This is a genomic window from Leclercia sp. UBA2479 (assembly GCF_002341985.1).
Taxonomy (GTDB): Bacteria; Pseudomonadota; Gammaproteobacteria; order Enterobacterales; family Enterobacteriaceae; genus Enterobacter; species Enterobacter pneumoniae.
The window spans coordinates 146,145-163,195 of record NZ_DDPB01000001.1 but is presented as its reverse complement, the minus strand read 5'-3'; the positions used below and the strand labels follow the sequence as shown (position 1 = coordinate 163,195).

The window sequence follows — 17,051 nt, the reverse complement described above, 5'->3', positions numbered from 1 at the left end:
CCATTCGCAGGTATAAAAATCAGCTCAGGAGCAACCCATGCTGGCCTTCCTTAACCAGGTGCGCAAGCCGACCCTGGATCTGCCGCTCGATGTGCGGCGCAAAATGTGGTTCAAACCCTTCATGCAGTCTTACCTGGTGGTCTTTATCGGCTACCTGACCATGTACCTGATCCGCAAGAACTTTAACATCGCGCAGAACGACATGATCTCAACCTACGGGCTGAGCATGACGCAGCTGGGGATGATTGGCCTGGGTTTCTCCATCACTTATGGCGTGGGGAAAACGCTGGTCTCCTACTACGCGGACGGCAAAAACACCAAGCAGTTCCTGCCGTTTATGCTGATCCTCTCCGCCATCTGTATGCTTGGCTTCAGCGCCAGCATGGGTTCAGGCTCCGTCAGCCTGTTCCTGATGATCGCTTTCTACGCCCTGAGCGGCTTCTTCCAGAGTACCGGCGGGTCGTGCAGCTACTCGACCATCACCAAATGGACCCCGCGCCGCAAGCGTGGCTCGTACCTCGGCATGTGGAACATCTCCCACAACCTCGGCGGAGCGGGCGCGGCAGGCGTGGCGCTGTTCGGCGCCAACTATCTGTTCGACGGTCACGTCATCGGTATGTTTATCTTCCCGTCGATTATCGCCCTGATCGTCGGCTTTATCGGCCTGCGCTTCGGCAGCGACTCCCCGGAATCCTACGGCCTCGGCAAAGCCGAAGAGCTGTTCGGTGAGGAGATCAGCGAAGAGGATAAAGAGACCGAAGAAAACGAGATGACCAAATGGCAGATCTTTGTTGAGTACGTGTTGAAAAACAAGGTGATCTGGCTGCTATGCTTCTCGAACATCTTCCTGTACGTGGTGCGTATCGGTATCGACCAGTGGTCAACCGTGTACGCCTTCCAGGAGCTGAAACTCTCGAAAGAAGTGGCAATTCAGGGCTTTACCCTGTTTGAAGTGGGTGCGCTGGTCGGCACGCTGCTGTGGGGCTGGCTCTCTGACCTCGCCAATGGGCGTCGCGCGCTGGTGGCCTGCGTGGCGCTGGCGCTGATTATCGCCACGCTCGGCGTATACCAGCACGCCAGCAACCAGTATGTGTACCTTGCCTCTCTGTTCGCGCTCGGCTTCCTGGTGTTTGGTCCGCAGCTGCTGATTGGCGTGGCGGCGGTCGGTTTTGTGCCGAAAAAAGCGATCGGCGCCGCCGATGGGATTAAGGGCACCTTCGCTTACCTGATCGGCGACAGCTTCGCCAAGCTCGGTCTGGGGATGATCGCCGACGGCACGCCGGTCTTTGGCCTCACCGGCTGGGCAGGCACCTTCGCCGCGCTGGACGCCGCCGCCATCGGCTGTATCGTCCTGATGGCGATGGTCGCGGTGCTGGAAGAACGTAAAATCCGCCGTGAGAATCGTGCGCAGAAACAGAAATTGAAAGCAGCCTGAGTGTGCAGGTGACCTCTTTGCCCGGTGTGATGCCGGGCTTTTTTATGGTTTGTCGGTAAGGCTGTAGCGCCTCTGGTGTGCAATTTGACCCCATGCTCGCCTCGCCCGGTGCGAAGCACAATCGAAAGGCCGCGGTTTTCTACGTAATTTCAGTTCACTTATATGACGTTGTCTGCTGGCGACCACGCTGCTTTTCCCGATATTATGAGCGGCTGTTACTTAGGAGAACTCATGATCTGGATAATGCTGGCGACCCTCATAGTCGTGTTTGTCATAGGATTTCGTATCCTGACCTCCGATTCTCGCCGCGCCATCAAACGTTTAAGTGAACGTCTGGGCATTTCGCTGGTGACGGTCGAGTCGATGATCGACCAGTTTGGTAAAACGTCCGGAAATGAGTTTATCCGCTACCTCGAGCGCCCGGACGAGGCGCATCTGCAAAACGCGGCCCAGGTGCTGTTGATCTGGCAGGTGTGTATTGTTGATGGCAGTGAACAAAATCTGCTCAGCTGGCATCGCCTGCTGCGTAAAGCCCGTCTCGCCGCACCGCTCACCGATGCGCAGATCCGCCTGGCCCTTGGCTTTATGCGCGAAATGGACCCCGATCCGCAGGAGCTGAACGCCTTCCAGCTGCGCTATAACCAACTTTTCCTGCCGGAAGAGGGTGTGTTTTACCTTCACTGAGGCCTTGCGGGCCGGGGCCAGCACCACGTCAGCCGGCAAACCCCGGCAAAAGTTGTCGAAACGTTAAATTCGTCACACTTTTGATGATAAACTGCGCGACTTTTCCGCACATTTTTATCTTCAGGTGACGTCATGACAGAACATATTCAGCCCGCTCCCCACGCTAAAGAGGTCGCCCGGCCCAACTGGTCGGCGGTTTTCTCGGTGGCGTTCTGCGTGGCCTGCCTGATTACCGTTGAGTTTCTGCCGGTCAGCCTGCTGACGCCGATGGCGCAGGATCTGGGTATTTCGGAAGGTGTGGCGGGGCAGTCCGTTACCGTCACCGCCTTTGTGGCGATGTTCGCCAGCCTCTTTATTACCCAGGCAATTGGCACCATCGACCGCCGCAAAGTGGTCATTCTCTTCAGCGTGCTGCTGACGGCATCCTGCCTGCTGGTCTCCTTCGCCAATAGCTTTAGCCTGCTTTTGCTCGGGCGCGCCTGTCTGGGGTTAGGGCTCGGCGGCTTCTGGGCGATGTCGGCCTCGCTGACCATGCGCCTGGTGCCCGCCCGCACGGTGCCTAAAGCGCTGTCCGTGATTTTCGGCGCGGTCTCCATCGCGCTGGTAATTGCCGCGCCGCTGGGCAGTTTTCTCGGCGGGATTATCGGCTGGCGTAATGTCTTTAACGCCGCGGCGGTGATGGGCCTGCTCTGCATTATCTGGGTATGGAAAGCGTTGCCGTCGCTGCCGGGTGAAGCGGCGCATCACAAACAGAACATGTTTACGCTGTTGAAACGTCCGGGCGTGCTGGCGGGGATGACCGCCATCTTTATGGCCTTCGCCGGGCAGTTTGCCTTCTTCACCTACATCCGCCCGGTGTTTATGACCATGGCCGGCTTTGACGTGGATGGCCTGACGCTGGTGCTGCTGAGCTTCGGTATTGCCAGCTTTGTCGGCACCTCGCTGTCGGCGCAGTTCCTGAAACGCTCCCTCAAGGTGGCGCTGGCCGGTGCGCCGCTGGTGCTGGCGATCAGCGCCGCCGTGCTGATTCTGTGGGGCAGCGACAAGTGGGTCGCCTCGGCGATCGCCATTATCTGGGGCTTCGCCTTTGCACTGGTGCCGGTGGGCTGGTCGACGTGGATCACCCGCTCGCTGGCCGATCAGGCGGAAAAAGCGGGGTCGATTCAGGTAGCGGTGATCCAGCTGGCGAACACCTGCGGCGCGGCGGTGGGCGGGGTGGCGCTCGACCATCTGGGGCTGACCTCACCGCTGGTGATTTCCGGTACGCTGATGCTGATGACGGCGTTGCTGGTGGCAGCGAAGGTGAGGGCAAAGTCGTAAATTACCCCTCACCCCGGCCCTCTCCCCAAAGGGGCGAGGGTGAAAAGACCGCACCGGACAATCCCCTCGCCCCTTTGGGGAGAGGGTTAGGGTGAGGGGATATCAGGCTGATGTCTGCACCCGTCTTCTCGAATCCATCGAAATCAGTATCACCGACGAGACAATCAGCAGCGTGCCCAGCCAGTCCGGCAGGGTGAAGGCCACGCCCAGCAGGATCACCGACAGCAATGCACTACTCAGCGGTTCGGCGCAGCTCAGGATGCTCGCCTTTGGCCCGCCGATCATCTGTGCCCCTTTCAGATACAGGCTGAACGTCAGCGCCGTACCGATCACCACCAGATAGAAGAACGCCAGCAGCAGGCTACCGTCGAACGCAAAGGTGGTGCCGCGCCCCGCGTAGAACGGCGTCAGCACCAGTCCCGCAATCAACATGCTCCAGCCGACGATCGGCAGCGTACCGTAGCGGGCGATCAGCGTTGACGGGTAGGTGGTATAGAACGCCGCAGCAAAGGCCGAGGCGATGCCGAAGAACAGCGCGGCAGGCGAGATTGAGAGCGACGTCGGGTCGCCGTGCGTCACCAGCAGGAAGGTGCCGACAAGCGACGTGAATATCGCGGATAACACAAACAGGCCGGGGCGCTTTTTCCGCGCCAGTGCGAACCACGCCACGATAATGGTTGGCGACAGGAACTGCAGCACGGTGGCGGTGGCAGCGTTGGATTTTTCAATCGTCAGCAGGAAGGTGAGCTGCACGGTGAGCGCGCCGACCAGCGAGAAAAATAGCAGGCTGATGGCGTCCTTGCGGTTTTTGATGACCGAGAAAATTTTGTCGCCGTGAACGAAGGAGAGCGTCAGCAGGATCACCCCGGTAAACAGCAGGCGAACCATGGTCAGATAAGGTGAAGAGATGTGGCTTTTCTCCATGATGTACTGCGCGCAAACGCCTGAACTTCCCCATAAAACGGCAGCGATCAGGACGTTGAGCATCCCTTTACGTGTGGAACCCATGTTCTCCCCTGTTATGTTGGTTTTTTTGTAGCATAACATGAGGATTGGTGGGTTTGGTGCGATCTGGTGCCCTCACCCCGGCCCTCTCCCACGGGGAGAGGGGGCAAAGACTAAAAACGGCAACTGGCGTTGCCGTTTTGCATTTACCTTAGAACCAGGCTTCCCACATGGCGCCGACGTTGAAATCGTCAAGCGTCTCGTCCTGGGTACCGTTCACGCGGGCGGTACGTTCGTTATCCACCTTGCCGCCGGTGACGTAGAAGCGCAGCATCGGACGGAACTCTGGCCCCATGGCGATAGACATGTTCTGCGACAGGGTCAGTTTCCAGCCTTTGTTATCGCCGCCGTTGTCGTAATCAACGTGCTGCCAGCCCGCTTCCAGCCAGGTCGAGTGGACGTCGTTCCACCAGTGCATTGGTCGGACAATGGCGTTGTAGTTCTTGCGGTTATCGGTGCCGTCGCGGCTATTGTCATAGTCGTGGAAGGCGAGGATGTACTCTACCTGGGTGGCCTGGGTGAATTTATGCAGCCCTTCGAAGCTGGCGTAGACCGTGGTCAGATCCTCGGTCTTGTTGAAGACGCTGTTATCCGAGTTATCAGAGTAACGGGCAATCACTTTGTTCACGCCGCTGTCGTTGGTGTGGCTCAGCACCACGCCACCCTGCCAGGCCTTCAGACGCTCTTCACTGTCGATCGCTTTCGAGTCAAAGCCGTAGTTGGCATACAGCTCCAGGTCGATCGGGCCGAGCTTCATGCCGTGGATTTTAGAGGTGGCCGCGTAGTTACCTTTGTCGCCCGTGCCGGAACCGCCGGTACAGGTGATGCGCGATGGGTTCGCTTCGTCTTCCATCACTTCCGGGCTACAGGATTCCACGGCCGCCACGGTCGCCACGTCAAACTGCACGCCGCCAATGTCGAAGTTCTTCACCCCGGCGCCCTGGCCATCGTGGTTCATCCAGAAGTAGTCGTTGATACCCTGCTGCGGACGCTGGTGGAAGTCACGACCGGCCCAGAAGTAGGCGTTCGGGTTGGACGCCATAATGTTGGTGACGCCCGCATAGGCTTTTTTCAGGTTAACTTCGTCGCCCCAGTGGTCGATCATCACGTTGATGTCCCAGATGGCGCCGTTATCGCCTTTAAAGGCTTTGGAGAGCTGGAATTCACCGCCGTTGCCTTCGTTACCCAGACGACCAATTGCCGACGCACCGTTATAGGAGCCATCCACCGCTACGTATTTTTGATCGGCGGCCTGGAAATGGGCGCCATAGCGGGCATAACCGGTAAATTTAACCCCGAACGGAATAGCCATATCCGGCGACTGCGCCGCGCTTTGCGGCTCGGTGACCACGTCGGCTTTTTTCGCCACCGCAGCATCCATTTTTGCCTGACGTTCTGCCAGGGCTTTATCCACCGCTTTGGCCACAATGGCGTCGATTTGCTCTTGAGTGAACTCCTGTGCGAGTACAGAAATTGGGCAAAGCGCGGCGATAACCGCCATTGTTAATGGAAGTTTTTTAATTGTGTTCATGGTTATCTCAATATAGTTTAATTTTATTCAGACAATAACCATCCCGCTCCGATCTGACAGAATATGTCGCTATCATCAGAACAAGTGGATTTCTATTATTAGGTACAGAGGTATTACATTACCGTTTTTTCGCCATAGATTATCTCTGATATAAATGAATAATTTCTTCGGATAATTCACGCGCCAGTAGCGAGTTCATTAAATGATCCTGGGCATGCACCATAATTAACGTCATCGGCTGACGGGCTTCGCCTGCATCCTGCTCAATGAGTTTGGTCTGCATATGGTGCGCCTGACGCGCGTAGCCATCGGCTTCGCGCAGCAGGCTTTTGGCTTCATCAATATCGCCATTACGCGCGGCGTGCAGCGCTTCAAAGCACAGGCTGCGCGACTGACCGGCGTTAACGATAATTTCCATTACGGCTTCTTCTAATGCGATCATGAGTGATTACTCTTTTTCAAAACCATTATTCAGAGAGGTAGCGGCAAACCACTCTCCACTTTTCTTTATCGTGCGCTGCTGCGTCGCTAAATCCAGCTGAATAAAGCCGTAGCGGTTTTTATACGCATTGCACCATGACCAGTTATCGATAAATGTCCACATATGGTAACCAAGGCAGTTTGCCCCTTCGCTAATGCCTTTATGCAGCCATTTAAGATGTTCGGAAATAAATTCGATACGATACTGGTCGTTTATTTGTCCGGCTTCGATAAATCGTTGTTCGTTTTCTACGCCCATGCCGTTTTCAGAAATAAAGCAGCGCGGGTTGTCATAATTATCACGCAGATTAACGAGAATATCGTAAATACCCGGTTCATAGATTTCCCAACCGCGATACGGGTTCATCTTCCGGCCGGGCATTTCGTAGTTATCAAAGAACCACTCCGGCATAAACGGCGCCTGAGGGTTCACCGCACTGTCACGACACTTCACGCGACGCGGTTGATAGTAGTTAATGCCCAGCAGATCGATACGCCCGTCGGCAATCAGGTTGCTGTCCTCAGGCTGGCAGGCAGGCAGCTGATCGTAAGACTTCAGCAGCGCCACCAGGTCGGCCGGGTATTTCCCGCGTAGCACCGGGTCGAGGAAGCTCCGGTTAAACATCAGGTCGGCAATATGCGCCGCTTTCACATCCGCCGGATGCTGCGAACGGGGATATGACGGGGTCAGGTTGAGTACGATCCCAATCTCACCGGCATGGTTTCCGGTGCGGAAGGCGCGCACCGCGTGGGCGTGGGCCAGCACGGTGTGATACGCCACGGTCGCCGCACGACGGAAATCCACCACGTTGGGATAGTGGAAATCGTACAGATAGCCCCCTTCAACCGGCACAATTGGCTCGTTGAAGGTAAACCAGTGCAACACCCGGTCGCCAAACAGTTTGAAACAGGTCTGCGCATAGCGGCCATAGGCAGCCACCACGTCGCGGTTTTCCCAGCCGCCAATCTCCTGCATCGCCATCGGCATGTCGAAGTGGAACAGGCAGATAAACGGCGTGATGCCCTGCTCAATCAGTTCATCGATCACCTGATTGTAAAACGTGACCGCCTCAGGGTTCACTTCACCGATGCCATCAGGGATCAAACGCGCCCAGCTAATCGAGGTGCGAAAGCTGTTGTGGTTCAACGTTTTCAGCAGCTGAATATCCGCTTTCCAGTTCTGGTAAAAGGTCGATGTCTGTTGCGGCCCTATACCCTGATGGAAACGGTTTGGTTGCTGGCTAAACCAGTGATCCCAGGTGGTCAATCCCTTGCCGCCGCCCTGGCTCTCCCCTTCGGTTTGCAGCGCGGAGCTTGCGCTACCCCACCAAAAGTTCTCGGGAAATGAGTAGTTCATAATGCTTCCTCTTTAACTTAGTTACTGGCCGGCTCAGCGCCTACAACAGCCGCCTGGGCTTTTTGCTCTTCGTTTTTCACCAACGTACGCTCATAAGCGCGCAGGAAAGGCAGGTACATCAGCGCCGACATCACCATGCACACCACGCACATCACCACCGGGCTCAATGCCCAGTTGGCCGCCCATGAGGCGCCAATCGGTGCCGGCGTGGTCCATGGGGTTAACGACACCACCTGCGCCAGCCAGCCGAGCTTAGTAGCACCGTAGGCCAGACACGCATTCACCAGCGGCACAAACACGAACGGGATAAACAGCATCGGGTTCATGATGATCGGCGCACCGAACAGGATCGGTTCGTTGATGTTAAAGAAGCTTGGCACCACGCCCATTTTGCCAATGGTACGCAGATGGGTGACGCGGCTGCGCAGCAGCAGGAACGCCAGCGGAAGGGTAGAACCGACGCCGCCAATCAGCAGGTAGTGATCCCAGAACCCCTGCAGGTATACGTGTGGCAGGGCAGCCCCTGCGGCCAGTGCGGCCTGGTTTGCAGAGAGGTTTGCCATCCAGAACGGGTTCATGATGCCGGTCACAATCAGCGAGCCGTGGATGCCTGCGAACCAGAAGATCTGGCACAGCAGCACAGAGAGCAGAATGGCAGGCAAGGAGTCAGACGCCGAAACCAGCGGTTCCAGCAGGTGCATAATCGCCTGGGGAATAATCATGCCGGTCTGCGCTTCAATGAACAGGTTCAGCGGGTGCAGCGTACCGATCACCACCATCACCGGGATCAGGATCTCAAACGAACGGGCCACCCCGGTCGGCACCTCTTTTGGCAGGCGGATGGTGACGTTGTTCTGCTTCAGCCACGCATAGACGCGGGTGGAGTAGATGGCGGTGATCAGCGCGGTGAAAATCCCCTGGCCCGACAGATACTGGGTGGAGATTTTGCCATCGGCATAGGGCGCAGCCACCAGCAAGAATGCCATAAACGCCAGCAGGCCAGACATCACCGGGTCGAGGTTAAACTGACGACCCAGGCTCGCGCCGATACCCACCGAGATAAAGAAAGTCATTACGCCCATGCTGAGGTTGAAGGGCAGCATCAGCTGTTCGCGGTAGGTCTGGGAGAAATCCAGCCAGCCGCGGGCAAAGCTGTTGGTGGTGTCCGCTGAGAACGGCGGGAAGATAAACACCAGCATAAACGAGCCGATGATCATGAACGGCAGCGCGGCGGTAAAGCCGTCGCGGATGGCAATCACATACTTCTGCTGGCCAAGCTTCGCCGCCAGCGGGGTAATGGACTGCTCAATGACGGCAACCATAGACTGATATAACGAACTCATGAGAACACCTTCTTAGTGTGCCGCTTCAATGAGCGACAGAGCGTAATCCAGCACCTTATCACCACGCTGCATGCCGTAGTCCATCATATCGATGGCCTGCACCGGAATGCCTTGCGTAGCAGCCTTGTCTGACAGCGTCTTTATCATGTATTTCACTTGTGGTCCGAGAAGTACCACCTGGTATTGCGGAAACTGCGTATCAAATTCGGCCACGCCGTACGCATCAATCTTCACCGGCAGACCTCGCTCATCCGCCGCTTCAACCATTTTCCTGACCAGCAGGCTGGTGGACATTCCGGCAGAACAACACAGCATTATCTTGAACATCGACGACCATCCTCTAAATGTAAAAAGTTATTGCGGGTCTGATTGGACATCATGCGGAAACCGGTTTCCATTTATAAAAGACAGAAGTGTGACAGCTATCAATATCCGTTACTTATGGCGCTAATTATCACGATCGGTGTCACACTATTTGGCGTGTTTTGCATCAAAATGAGTGGAAACGGAAAATCGGTTTCCATAGAAAACGGAAACGGATATACTTCTTTTTGGCTAAAATGTGAGCCAATGCGGTAATGGAATTTGCAGGGCGGGGCCGTCCTGTCAGGGGAGAAAGATGTCTACAATCAACGATGTATCACGTCTGGCCGGGGTGTCCAAAGCCACGGTATCACGGGTGTTGAGCGGGTCGCGCGGTGTAAAGGAAGCCAGCCGTCAGGCCGTTTTGAAAGCGGTGGATGAGCTGAACTATCGACCCAATGTGATTGCGCAGTCGCTGCTGAGCCAGTCAACCGGCTGTATCGGGGTGATCTGTGCGCAGGATAATATCAACCAGAGCACTGGTTACCTGTACGCGCTGGAAAAACAGCTTAGTCAGCATCAAAAGCATCTGCTGTTGCGTTTTGCCAACACCAAAGCCGAGGTGATGAACGCGCTTGAAGAGCTTTCGTGTGGGTTGTGCGACGACATTCTCATTATTGGCGCCCGTTTTCCGCTGAGTGTCGATCAGGAAAATGTCATTCTGGTGGACTGCATGCAGGCGGCGGATAACGTCAACAGCATTCAGTTCGATCACGCGTTCGCCGCAGAAACCGCCTGTAATTTCCTCACCAGCCAGGGGCGCCGCCAGATAGCGCTGATCCATCCGCAGGGTAGCGGCTTTGCCGATCAGGTGCTGCTGGGCTACAAGCACGCGCTGGAGAAAAACTTCCTGCCCTTTAATCGCAACCTGGTCTTTATGGAGGCCACCTCGTCATCCGTGGCGTTGCAGGAGTTGCTGAACAATGCGAGCACGCTGAACTTCAACGCCTTACTGGTTGCTGATGAGCAAGAGGCGCAGCGGGTGATCCCGCAGCTGCAGGCGTTTAACAAGTCCGTACCGGGTGACATCATGGTCTTCAGTCTGGCTGGCTCCCTGCATTTACCGGGTATCCCAACCATTCCGGCGATTGAATACTCGATGGATGCGATGGCTGCACGCATTGTGAGCTGGCTGAACGAAAAAACCCAGATGCTGGAATCCTGGGTTCTGCGGGGCGATTTAATTATTCCTGAAATACGTAAACGTTAATCAGCAAGCGTGAAGCCCGCTTCACGCTTAATAATCCTCCATGCAGTCCATGCGGCTGACGGCGTCCCAGTAGGCCTCCTGGTTGTTACGATCTACCGCCAGCATGGCGTTGCGCATCAAGAGCTTATTCGCCTCTGAAGACATAATCATCGCCTGCCACTCCGAGTCAGACTGTTTACGCTGCGGGGCGCAGGCTTTTTTCACATCTTTCAAAATCAGCTGTTTTTTCTGTTCGAGTTTGGCGGGATCGTCGTTGTCTTGCGCATGGGCGAAGGCGGCAAAAAGCAGACAGACTATCAGGCAAAACAGGTGTGCTGACTTCATGTTGACCTCCGGTTGATAACCACGGCATTCCATTTGAAATATATCGTTACATTCGCCGATGCGATCCAGGTGGAAAGTATGAATTTGCGCATTCCGGCGACTAAACGTTAAAAGCGTAGCCGCACTTTTTGCCAAATTCTTGGGCGCCAACAAAAATTTATTGTCTCCTTTCTGCCGTTGCGCGAACTTAGGGTAACGATAAAAAAATGAGGGAAAACAGGATGCAGCTAGATATTGTCGATACCATCACCGCCGACGATCAGGAAGCGTTATTAACCGGGCTGCGCGCCTATAACGAGCAGTTTGTCGATACCCGCACCTGGGGCGATCTGGCGGTCTTTGCCCGCGATGACGACGGTACCCTCATCGGCGGGGTTATTGGGCGTCGCAAAGGGGAGTGGCTGGATATCAGCTATGTGTGGGTGAGCAGCGCGGTGCGTGGCAGTGGTGTAGGCAGCCAGATCATGCTGGCCGCCGAAGAAGAGGCGAAGCGCAAAGGTTGCCTGAATGCGCTGGTGGATACCGTCAGTTTCCAGGCGCGGCCCTTCTACGAAAAGCTGGGTTATCAACTCCAGATGACGTTGCCCGATTTCCCGAACCAGGGGATGCAGCGCCACTATCTGACCAAAGCGCTTTAAGCGCCAATGCCCTGGCCCATCACCGCTAAGGCGTGGCGCACAATCTGTGCAGACGAGAGGGCGCTTAACCTCTCGTCATTACGCCTTCTCGCGAAGGGCACCAGCACCAGGCTTAACAGCGTGGTAAACAGCAGCTCCGGAGCCAGTTCGCGGTTCAGTTTCCCCTCCTGCTGCCAGCGCTTCAGCGTGGCAAGCGTCACGGAGTAGTTATCTTCACCCACTCGATTTCGCAAATGGGCGCGTAAAACCGGCATTTCACCGATCACCTCCTGCATCCACAGCGGCGCAAACCAGTGATGCTGACCGGCGAGGCTCGCCAGCGTTTGGACCATCAGGGTCAGGGAAGCCACCGGATCGTCGGGATGGGCGCTAAAGGTGGCAGCGATGGTGCTGCGCAGCGGCAGAAAACGCTCCTCAATCATCGCATCCAGCAGCTGTTCGCGTGAGTTAAAATAGTAATGCAGCATCGCCGGCGTTACGCCCGCCTCTTTGGCGATGGCGTTTAAAGAGGTGTTGGCGATCCCCTGACGAGAAAAGAGATCCAGCGCAATGTCCAGCAACTGCTCGCGGCTGGTGGCGGCGCGTTTGCCCCCGCGAGGGCGACCGGGGCGGCGCGGTTCAGAATTATCTTTATGTGCTGACATGCTGGAGCGATCCCTTGACCGTATTCATAACTTCATTGAATATTAATTATCTCATTAATTAATTTCAAGCGGTCTCTTATGATGCCTGACGCGCAAAAGCCCCCTTCGATAAAGCTCTTGTTCAGCGCGCTACTGCTGGTGATGCTGCTGTCTGCCCTCGATCAAACCATCGTTTCCACGGCGCTGCCCACTATCGTGGGTGAGCTGGGCGGGCTGGATAAACTCTCCTGGGTCGTGACGGCCTACATTCTGAGCTCCACCATTGTGGTGCCACTGTATGGCAAGTTCGGCGATCTGTTTGGCCGAAAAATCGTACTGCAGATTGCGATTGTGCTCTTCCTGCTGGGCTCGGCCCTGTGCGGACTGGCGCAAAACATGACGCAACTGGTGCTGATGCGTGCCCTGCAGGGGCTGGGCGGCGGCGGACTGATGGTGATCAGCATGGCAGCGGTGGCCGATGTGATCCCGCCTGCCGAGCGTGGCCGCTATCAGGGGCTCTTCGGCGGCGTATTTGGGCTGGCAACGGTGATTGGGCCGCTGATCGGCGGGTTTATCGTGCAGCATGCCTCGTGGCGCTGGATCTTCTACATTAATCTGCCGCTGGGGCTGTTTGCCCTGCTGGTGATCGGCGCGGTGTTCCACAGCAATACCAAACGAAACAAACATGAAATCGACTATCTCGGGGCAATTTACCTCAGCATGGCGCTGCTCTGTATCATCCTCTTCACCAGCGAAGGGGGAACGGTACGCTCCTGGAGCGACCCACAGCTGTGGTGCATTCTGGCCTTCGGCCTGACGGGGATTGCCGGATTTATCTATGAAGAGCGTCTGGCCTGGGAGCCGATTATCCCGCTCTCGCTCTTTCGCGATCGCAGCTTCCTGCTGTGTAGCCTGATTGGCTTCATCATCGGGATGTCGCTGTTCGGTTCAGTGACCTTCCTGCCGCTGTATCTGCAAATTGTGAAAGAGGCCACGCCAACCCAGGCCGGATTACAGCTGATCCCGCTGATGGGCGGTCTGCTGCTGACCTCCATCATCAGCGGGCGCATTATCAGCCGTACCGGCAAGTACCGCCTGTTCCCGATCCTCGGTACCCTGCTGGGGGTGATCGGCATGGCGCTGCTCACGCGGATCACCATCGACTCCCCCACCTGGCAGCTGTATCTCTTCACCGGCGTGCTGGGGATGGGTCTGGGGCTGGTGATGCAGGTGTTGGTGCTGGCGGTGCAGAACAGCGTCTCGTCCAGCCAGTACGGTGTGGCGACGTCGGGCGTCACCTTGTTCCGCTCCATCGGCGGGGCGATTGGTGTGGCGCTGTTTGGCGCGGTATTTACCCATCAACTGCAATCAGGGCTAATGGCACGCATTCCCGAAGGCAGTGAACTGCCGCGAGGGCTGGATCCTGACGCTATCCACCATCTGCCGGATGCCCTCAGGGCGGACTATCTGGATGCCTTTGGCTCCGCCATTCACGCGGTATTTATCATGGCGGCAGGGATTATGGTGCTGGCGTTTGTGCTGTCATGGTTCTTGCGCGAAGCGCCGTTACGCAAAAGTCAGGCGTAAGCTAGCGCAAAAAAATGGTCGTCCATTTTTCGGTTGTGAGCACAGAGGTGAAAACGCCACTCTGGACTCACTGCTCACAACCGGAGAGACCCATGAACTTTAAGACCCTGGATACGCCGGGCAGCCTGTTTCAGCAGGCCGTCTGGCAAGGGATTGCCCGCGTCGGCTACGGTGAGACGTCGCATTACCAGGCGCTGGCGTTGCCCGCAAAGCGTGGCTGCTTGCCATGAGAAAAAGCACCGCTGAGCGGCATATATCTTTTTCTTCTGTTTGATTCCTTTTCGTTTTTTAGCCTGCCGCTGGGTTACCGATATAGTCGGGTAAACATTTATCAAAAGGAACCGGCTGGTGAAACGTCGATTGGGTGCACTTCTTCTTGCGGGCCTGCTGCTGGCGGGCTGCGATCAGGGCGGCAGTAATGCTAAACACATTAAAGTCGGCGTGATTAACGGCGCCGAGCAGGAAGTGGCAGAGGTCGCCAAAAAGGTGGCGAAAGAGAAATACGGCCTGGATGTGGAGCTGGTCGGCTTTAGCGGCTCGCTGCTGCCGAACGATGCAACTGACCACGGCGAACTGGATGCCAACGTCTTCCAGCATCGTCCGTTCCTTGCGGAAGATAATAAAGCGCACGGTTATAAGCTGGTGGCGGTGGGAAATACCTTTGTCTTCCCGATGGCAGGCTATTCCCGCAAGATCACATCAGTGGCTGAACTGAAAGATGGTGCCACCATCGCGATTCCCAACGACCCAACCAACCTGGGGCGTGCCCTGTTGCTGCTGCAAAAAGAGAAGCTGATTACCCTTAAACCGGACATCGGTCTGCTGCCCACCGCGCTGGACATCACGGCTAACCCGAAGAAGCTGAACATCATGGAGCTGGAAGGGGCGCAACTGCCGCGCGTGCTGGATGATCCAAAAGTCGATGTGGCCATTATCAGCACCACCTATCTGCAACAAACCGGGCTGTCGCCGGTGCATGATGGGATATTTATTGAAGACAAAAACTCGCCCTATGTGAATATCGTGGTCGCACGGGAAGACAATAAAGACGCCGAGAACGTCAAAGCGTTTATCCACGCTTACCAGTCGCCGGAGGTGGCGAAAGCGGCGGAGAAGATCTTTAATGGCGGCGCGGTGCCTGGCTGGTAATCACGTGAATAACCCGCTGCTGAATTTAGCGGGTGTTAGCATGACTAAAGTATCAATAAAGCGAATCTGAATAATTCAGGAGGGTGATTTTACTCTCCTCCTGAAAATACGTTATTGAGTAAGAACGAACTGAGGATATATTAAATATCCTTCTCGCTAATATTATTAAAACCTGACGTAATTCACATAATTAATTTTAGTCTGTGACATAAGTTAAATTTTATATAACTCAAATTAGACTCGTCCTATATTAATAACTCTCTTTTATTAGGGTTTATTTTCAGGGCACGGATGAGCACCCTTATGCACAAAGGTGGAATAATTTCCGCCAGTAACTATATCCTTATCTTGATGGTCGCACTTTTATCTCTCCCGGTGAAAGCGGCCCCGCTGTCGCCTGCCGATCGCGATACCATTCAGCAGCAACAACAACAGCTTTTAATACAAAATCAGCAGCAGCGAGATGAACTGGAACGCAGTATCCCCCTTCCAGCCCCCACCCGGCCGCAGCCCGCCGCGCAAGGCTCCGGGCCTTGCTTCACCATCCATACGATTACTCTTTCAGGCGCTACCGTAATCGCTGAAAAAGCCCGTAAGCGGCTGGTAGAGCCCTGGCTAAATCGCTGTCTGGATCAGGTGAAAATAAACGAATTAACCACCCATATTTCTGACTGGTATATTAGCCGCGGCTATATCACCAGCCGGGCATTTTTGACCGAACAAGATCTCTCCCACGGTCAGTTAAATATTGTAGTGCTGGAAGGGAAGCTGGAAGCGATTCGCCTTGAGGGCAAAACCCCGCTAATGCTAAAGATGGCTTTTCCGGGTCGGACAGGGCGCATCCTCAATTTACGCGATATTGAACAAGGCATGGAGCAAATTAACCGTTTGCGTGCCGAACCGGTGCAGATCGATATATTACCCGGATCGCAACCGGAATATTCAGTGGTAAATCTTACGGCGAAACCCGAATTTCCGTTAAGGGCAACTATCAGTCTGGATAATAGCGGGCAAGAGAGTACCGGAGAGAATCAGCTGAATGGTGCGCTGTATGCCAATAATATGTTAGGTCTGGCAGACCAGTGGTTTATCAGCGGCGGTCGAAGCAGTGATTTTGCCACCCGCTACGACGCGCAAAATTTCCAGGCGGGAGTAAGCCTGCCGTTCGGCTACGGGCTGCTGGATTACAGCTACGCGTGGAGCAACTACCGCACCACCATCGATAATATGGGGTTTGACTGGATCTCGACCGGCGATACCAAAACTCACCGTGTTAATGCCTCCTGGGTCGTCTATCGCAATGGCGATATTAAAACCGGTCTCGCGGCGGGCATGGTGCAGCGCTCAAGCCGCAACTGGCTGAATGACGCCCCGCTGCAAAGCAGTACCCGCAATCTTTCCAGCCTGATCCTTGGCATCACTCACACGCAAAAACTGGCGGGCGGCGTCGCCACTTTCAACCCCACCTGGAGCCACGGCATGCCCTGGTTCAACGCCGAAACGGACGAAGATAAAACCGGTGATGAACCGCGCGCCGAGTTTCGCAAATGGAGCCTGAACGCCAGCTTCCAGCGTCCGCTCACCAATAACTTGTGGTGGTTGACCAGCGCCTACGGTCAGTGGTCGCCGGATCGCCTTTACGGCGCCGAGCGGCTCACGCTGGGGGGAGAAAGCTCAGTGCGTGGGTTTAAAGAGCAGTACCTCTCTGGTGATAACGGCGGCTACTGGCGTAATGAACTGGGCTATTCGCTGTTTACCCTGCCGTTTATCGGCCAGGTGAACGCCACCCTGGCGGTGGATGGCGGCTGGCTGGAAAAAGATCGCGAAGACCGTTTTGCTTCCGGCACCTTGTGGGGCGCGTCTGTGGGCTTAAGCAGCGCCGGACGCGGGTACAGCAGCCAGATCTCAGTGGGCACACCGCTGCACTACCCCGACTGGCTGGGCCCGGATCATGTGACTGTTAACTGGCGTATCGCCTTTATGCTTTAAGAGAATTTACGAC

At 55.7% G+C, this 17,051-nt stretch carries 17 protein-coding genes; 9 read left to right on the top strand and 8 right to left on the bottom strand.

Going from position 1 to position 17,051, the window contains the following annotated elements; translation table 11 throughout:
- Positions 1–37 precede the first annotated feature (37 nt).
- The 3 genes from uhpT (at position 38) to nepI (ending at position 3,439) form a co-directional block, all read left to right on the top strand.
- Entirely contained in the window at positions 38–1,435 is a 1,398-nt protein-coding gene (uhpT, locus tag B3B59_RS00760) for a hexose-6-phosphate:phosphate antiporter (protein ID WP_006177624.1), read from the top strand.
- A gap of 231 nt (positions 1,436–1,666) precedes the next feature.
- Positions 1,667–2,119, top strand: coding sequence for a DUF1198 domain-containing protein (locus B3B59_RS00755; RefSeq protein WP_040077773.1), 453 nt, complete (start codon positions 1,667–1,669; stop codon positions 2,117–2,119).
- Positions 2,120–2,251: 132 nt separating this feature from the next.
- Positions 2,252–3,439: a purine ribonucleoside efflux pump NepI gene (nepI, locus tag B3B59_RS00750; protein WP_212478204.1), complete on the top strand. Its 1,188-nt coding sequence runs from the start codon at positions 2,252–2,254 to the stop codon at positions 3,437–3,439.
- A gap of 102 nt (positions 3,440–3,541) precedes the next feature.
- Here the strand turns inward: nepI and B3B59_RS00745 are convergent, their stop codons facing one another.
- The 6 genes from B3B59_RS00745 to B3B59_RS00720 form a co-directional block, all read right to left on the bottom strand.
- Positions 3,542–4,447, bottom strand: coding sequence for an EamA family transporter (locus B3B59_RS00745; RefSeq protein ID WP_040077775.1), 906 nt, complete (start codon positions 4,445–4,447; stop codon positions 3,542–3,544).
- Positions 4,448–4,595: 148 nt separating this feature from the next.
- Complete coding sequence (locus B3B59_RS00740; protein WP_046886332.1) at positions 4,596–5,975, bottom strand: carbohydrate porin; 1,380 nt, start codon at positions 5,973–5,975, stop codon at positions 4,596–4,598.
- A 139-nt stretch (positions 5,976–6,114) separates the two neighbouring features.
- Complete coding sequence (locus B3B59_RS00735; RefSeq protein WP_040077777.1) at positions 6,115–6,417, bottom strand: PTS lactose/cellobiose transporter subunit IIA; 303 nt, start codon at positions 6,415–6,417, stop codon at positions 6,115–6,117.
- A 6-nt stretch (positions 6,418–6,423) separates the two neighbouring features.
- Entirely contained in the window at positions 6,424–7,812 is a 1,389-nt protein-coding gene (locus B3B59_RS00730; protein WP_286807898.1) for a glycoside hydrolase family 1 protein, read from the bottom strand.
- Between the two features lie 17 nt (positions 7,813–7,829).
- Entirely contained in the window at positions 7,830–9,155 is a 1,326-nt protein-coding gene (locus B3B59_RS00725) for a PTS sugar transporter subunit IIC (RefSeq protein WP_040077779.1), read from the bottom strand.
- Between the two features lie 12 nt (positions 9,156–9,167).
- The gene (locus B3B59_RS00720; RefSeq protein ID WP_040077780.1) at positions 9,168–9,482 is read right to left on the bottom strand and encodes a PTS sugar transporter subunit IIB; all 315 of its coding nucleotides are present in this window, start codon (positions 9,480–9,482) and stop codon (positions 9,168–9,170) included.
- A gap of 292 nt (positions 9,483–9,774) precedes the next feature.
- Here B3B59_RS00720 and B3B59_RS00715 point away from each other — a divergent pair, with 292 nt between their 5' ends.
- Complete coding sequence (locus B3B59_RS00715; protein ID WP_040077783.1) at positions 9,775–10,728, top strand: LacI family DNA-binding transcriptional regulator; 954 nt, start codon at positions 9,775–9,777, stop codon at positions 10,726–10,728.
- A 27-nt stretch (positions 10,729–10,755) separates the two neighbouring features.
- Here B3B59_RS00715 and B3B59_RS00710 read toward each other — a convergent pair whose 3' ends face one another.
- Positions 10,756–11,052 (bottom strand): YicS family protein, encoded by a 297-nt coding sequence (locus tag B3B59_RS00710; RefSeq protein ID WP_040077784.1) that lies wholly within the window; start codon positions 11,050–11,052, stop codon positions 10,756–10,758.
- A gap of 221 nt (positions 11,053–11,273) precedes the next feature.
- On the opposite strand from B3B59_RS00710, the gene B3B59_RS00705 reads away from it, so the two are divergent.
- The gene (locus tag B3B59_RS00705; RefSeq protein ID WP_040077786.1) at positions 11,274–11,690 is read left to right on the top strand and encodes a GNAT family N-acetyltransferase; all 417 of its coding nucleotides are present in this window, start codon (positions 11,274–11,276) and stop codon (positions 11,688–11,690) included.
- Here the strand turns inward: B3B59_RS00705 and B3B59_RS00700 are convergent.
- Positions 11,687–12,334 (bottom strand): TetR/AcrR family transcriptional regulator, encoded by a 648-nt coding sequence (locus B3B59_RS00700; protein WP_286807896.1) that lies wholly within the window; start codon positions 12,332–12,334, stop codon positions 11,687–11,689. The two genes, B3B59_RS00705 and B3B59_RS00700, sit on opposite strands and share 4 nt — an antisense overlap.
- A gap of 78 nt (positions 12,335–12,412) precedes the next feature.
- On the opposite strand from B3B59_RS00700, the gene B3B59_RS00695 reads away from it, so the two are divergent.
- The 4 genes from B3B59_RS00695 (at position 12,413) to B3B59_RS00680 (ending at position 17,038) form a co-directional block, all read left to right on the top strand.
- The gene (locus tag B3B59_RS00695; protein ID WP_207292704.1) at positions 12,413–13,900 is read left to right on the top strand and encodes an MDR family MFS transporter; all 1,488 of its coding nucleotides are present in this window, start codon (positions 12,413–12,415) and stop codon (positions 13,898–13,900) included.
- Between the two features lie 92 nt (positions 13,901–13,992).
- Positions 13,993–14,130 carry a hypothetical protein gene (locus tag B3B59_RS00690; protein WP_154298902.1) on the top strand — a complete coding sequence of 46 codons (138 nt, stop codon included), beginning with the start codon at positions 13,993–13,995 and terminating at the stop codon, positions 14,128–14,130.
- Between the two features lie 118 nt (positions 14,131–14,248).
- On the top strand, positions 14,249–15,049 hold the full coding sequence (gene nlpA, locus B3B59_RS00685) for a lipoprotein NlpA (RefSeq protein WP_046886327.1): 801 nt from the start codon (positions 14,249–14,251) through the stop codon (positions 15,047–15,049).
- A gap of 291 nt (positions 15,050–15,340) precedes the next feature.
- On the top strand, positions 15,341–17,038 hold the full coding sequence (locus B3B59_RS00680) for a ShlB/FhaC/HecB family hemolysin secretion/activation protein (protein ID WP_207292706.1): 1,698 nt from the start codon (positions 15,341–15,343) through the stop codon (positions 17,036–17,038).
- Positions 17,039–17,051 lie beyond the last annotated feature (13 nt).

Bases quoted from the DNA above. Each gene is read 5' to 3' on its own strand.
- uhpT (WP_006177624.1), top strand. From the start codon at position 38: ATGCTGGCCTTCCTTAACCAGGTGCGCAAGCCGACCCTGGATCTGCCG.
- B3B59_RS00755 (WP_040077773.1), top strand. From the start codon at position 1,667: ATGATCTGGATAATGCTGGCGACCCTCATAGTCGTGTTTGTCATAGGA.
- nepI (WP_212478204.1), top strand. From the start codon at position 2,252: ATGACAGAACATATTCAGCCCGCTCCCCACGCTAAAGAGGTCGCCCGG.
- B3B59_RS00745 (WP_040077775.1), bottom strand. From the start codon at position 4,447: ATGGGTTCCACACGTAAAGGGATGCTCAACGTCCTGATCGCTGCCGTT.
- B3B59_RS00740 (WP_046886332.1), bottom strand. From the start codon at position 5,975: ATGAACACAATTAAAAAACTTCCATTAACAATGGCGGTTATCGCCGCG.
- B3B59_RS00735 (WP_040077777.1), bottom strand. From the start codon at position 6,417: ATGATCGCATTAGAAGAAGCCGTAATGGAAATTATCGTTAACGCCGGT.
- B3B59_RS00730 (WP_286807898.1), bottom strand. From the start codon at position 7,812: ATGAACTACTCATTTCCCGAGAACTTTTGGTGGGGTAGCGCAAGCTCC.
- B3B59_RS00725 (WP_040077779.1), bottom strand. From the start codon at position 9,155: ATGAGTTCGTTATATCAGTCTATGGTTGCCGTCATTGAGCAGTCCATT.
- B3B59_RS00720 (WP_040077780.1), bottom strand. From the start codon at position 9,482: ATGTTCAAGATAATGCTGTGTTGTTCTGCCGGAATGTCCACCAGCCTG.
- B3B59_RS00715 (WP_040077783.1), top strand. From the start codon at position 9,775: ATGTCTACAATCAACGATGTATCACGTCTGGCCGGGGTGTCCAAAGCC.
- B3B59_RS00710 (WP_040077784.1), bottom strand. From the start codon at position 11,052: ATGAAGTCAGCACACCTGTTTTGCCTGATAGTCTGTCTGCTTTTTGCC.
- B3B59_RS00705 (WP_040077786.1), top strand. From the start codon at position 11,274: ATGCAGCTAGATATTGTCGATACCATCACCGCCGACGATCAGGAAGCG.
- B3B59_RS00700 (WP_286807896.1), bottom strand. From the start codon at position 12,334: ATGTCAGCACATAAAGATAATTCTGAACCGCGCCGCCCCGGTCGCCCT.
- B3B59_RS00695 (WP_207292704.1), top strand. From the start codon at position 12,413: ATGATGCCTGACGCGCAAAAGCCCCCTTCGATAAAGCTCTTGTTCAGC.
- B3B59_RS00690 (WP_154298902.1), top strand. From the start codon at position 13,993: ATGAACTTTAAGACCCTGGATACGCCGGGCAGCCTGTTTCAGCAGGCC.
- B3B59_RS00680 (WP_207292706.1), top strand. From the start codon at position 15,341: ATGAGCACCCTTATGCACAAAGGTGGAATAATTTCCGCCAGTAACTAT.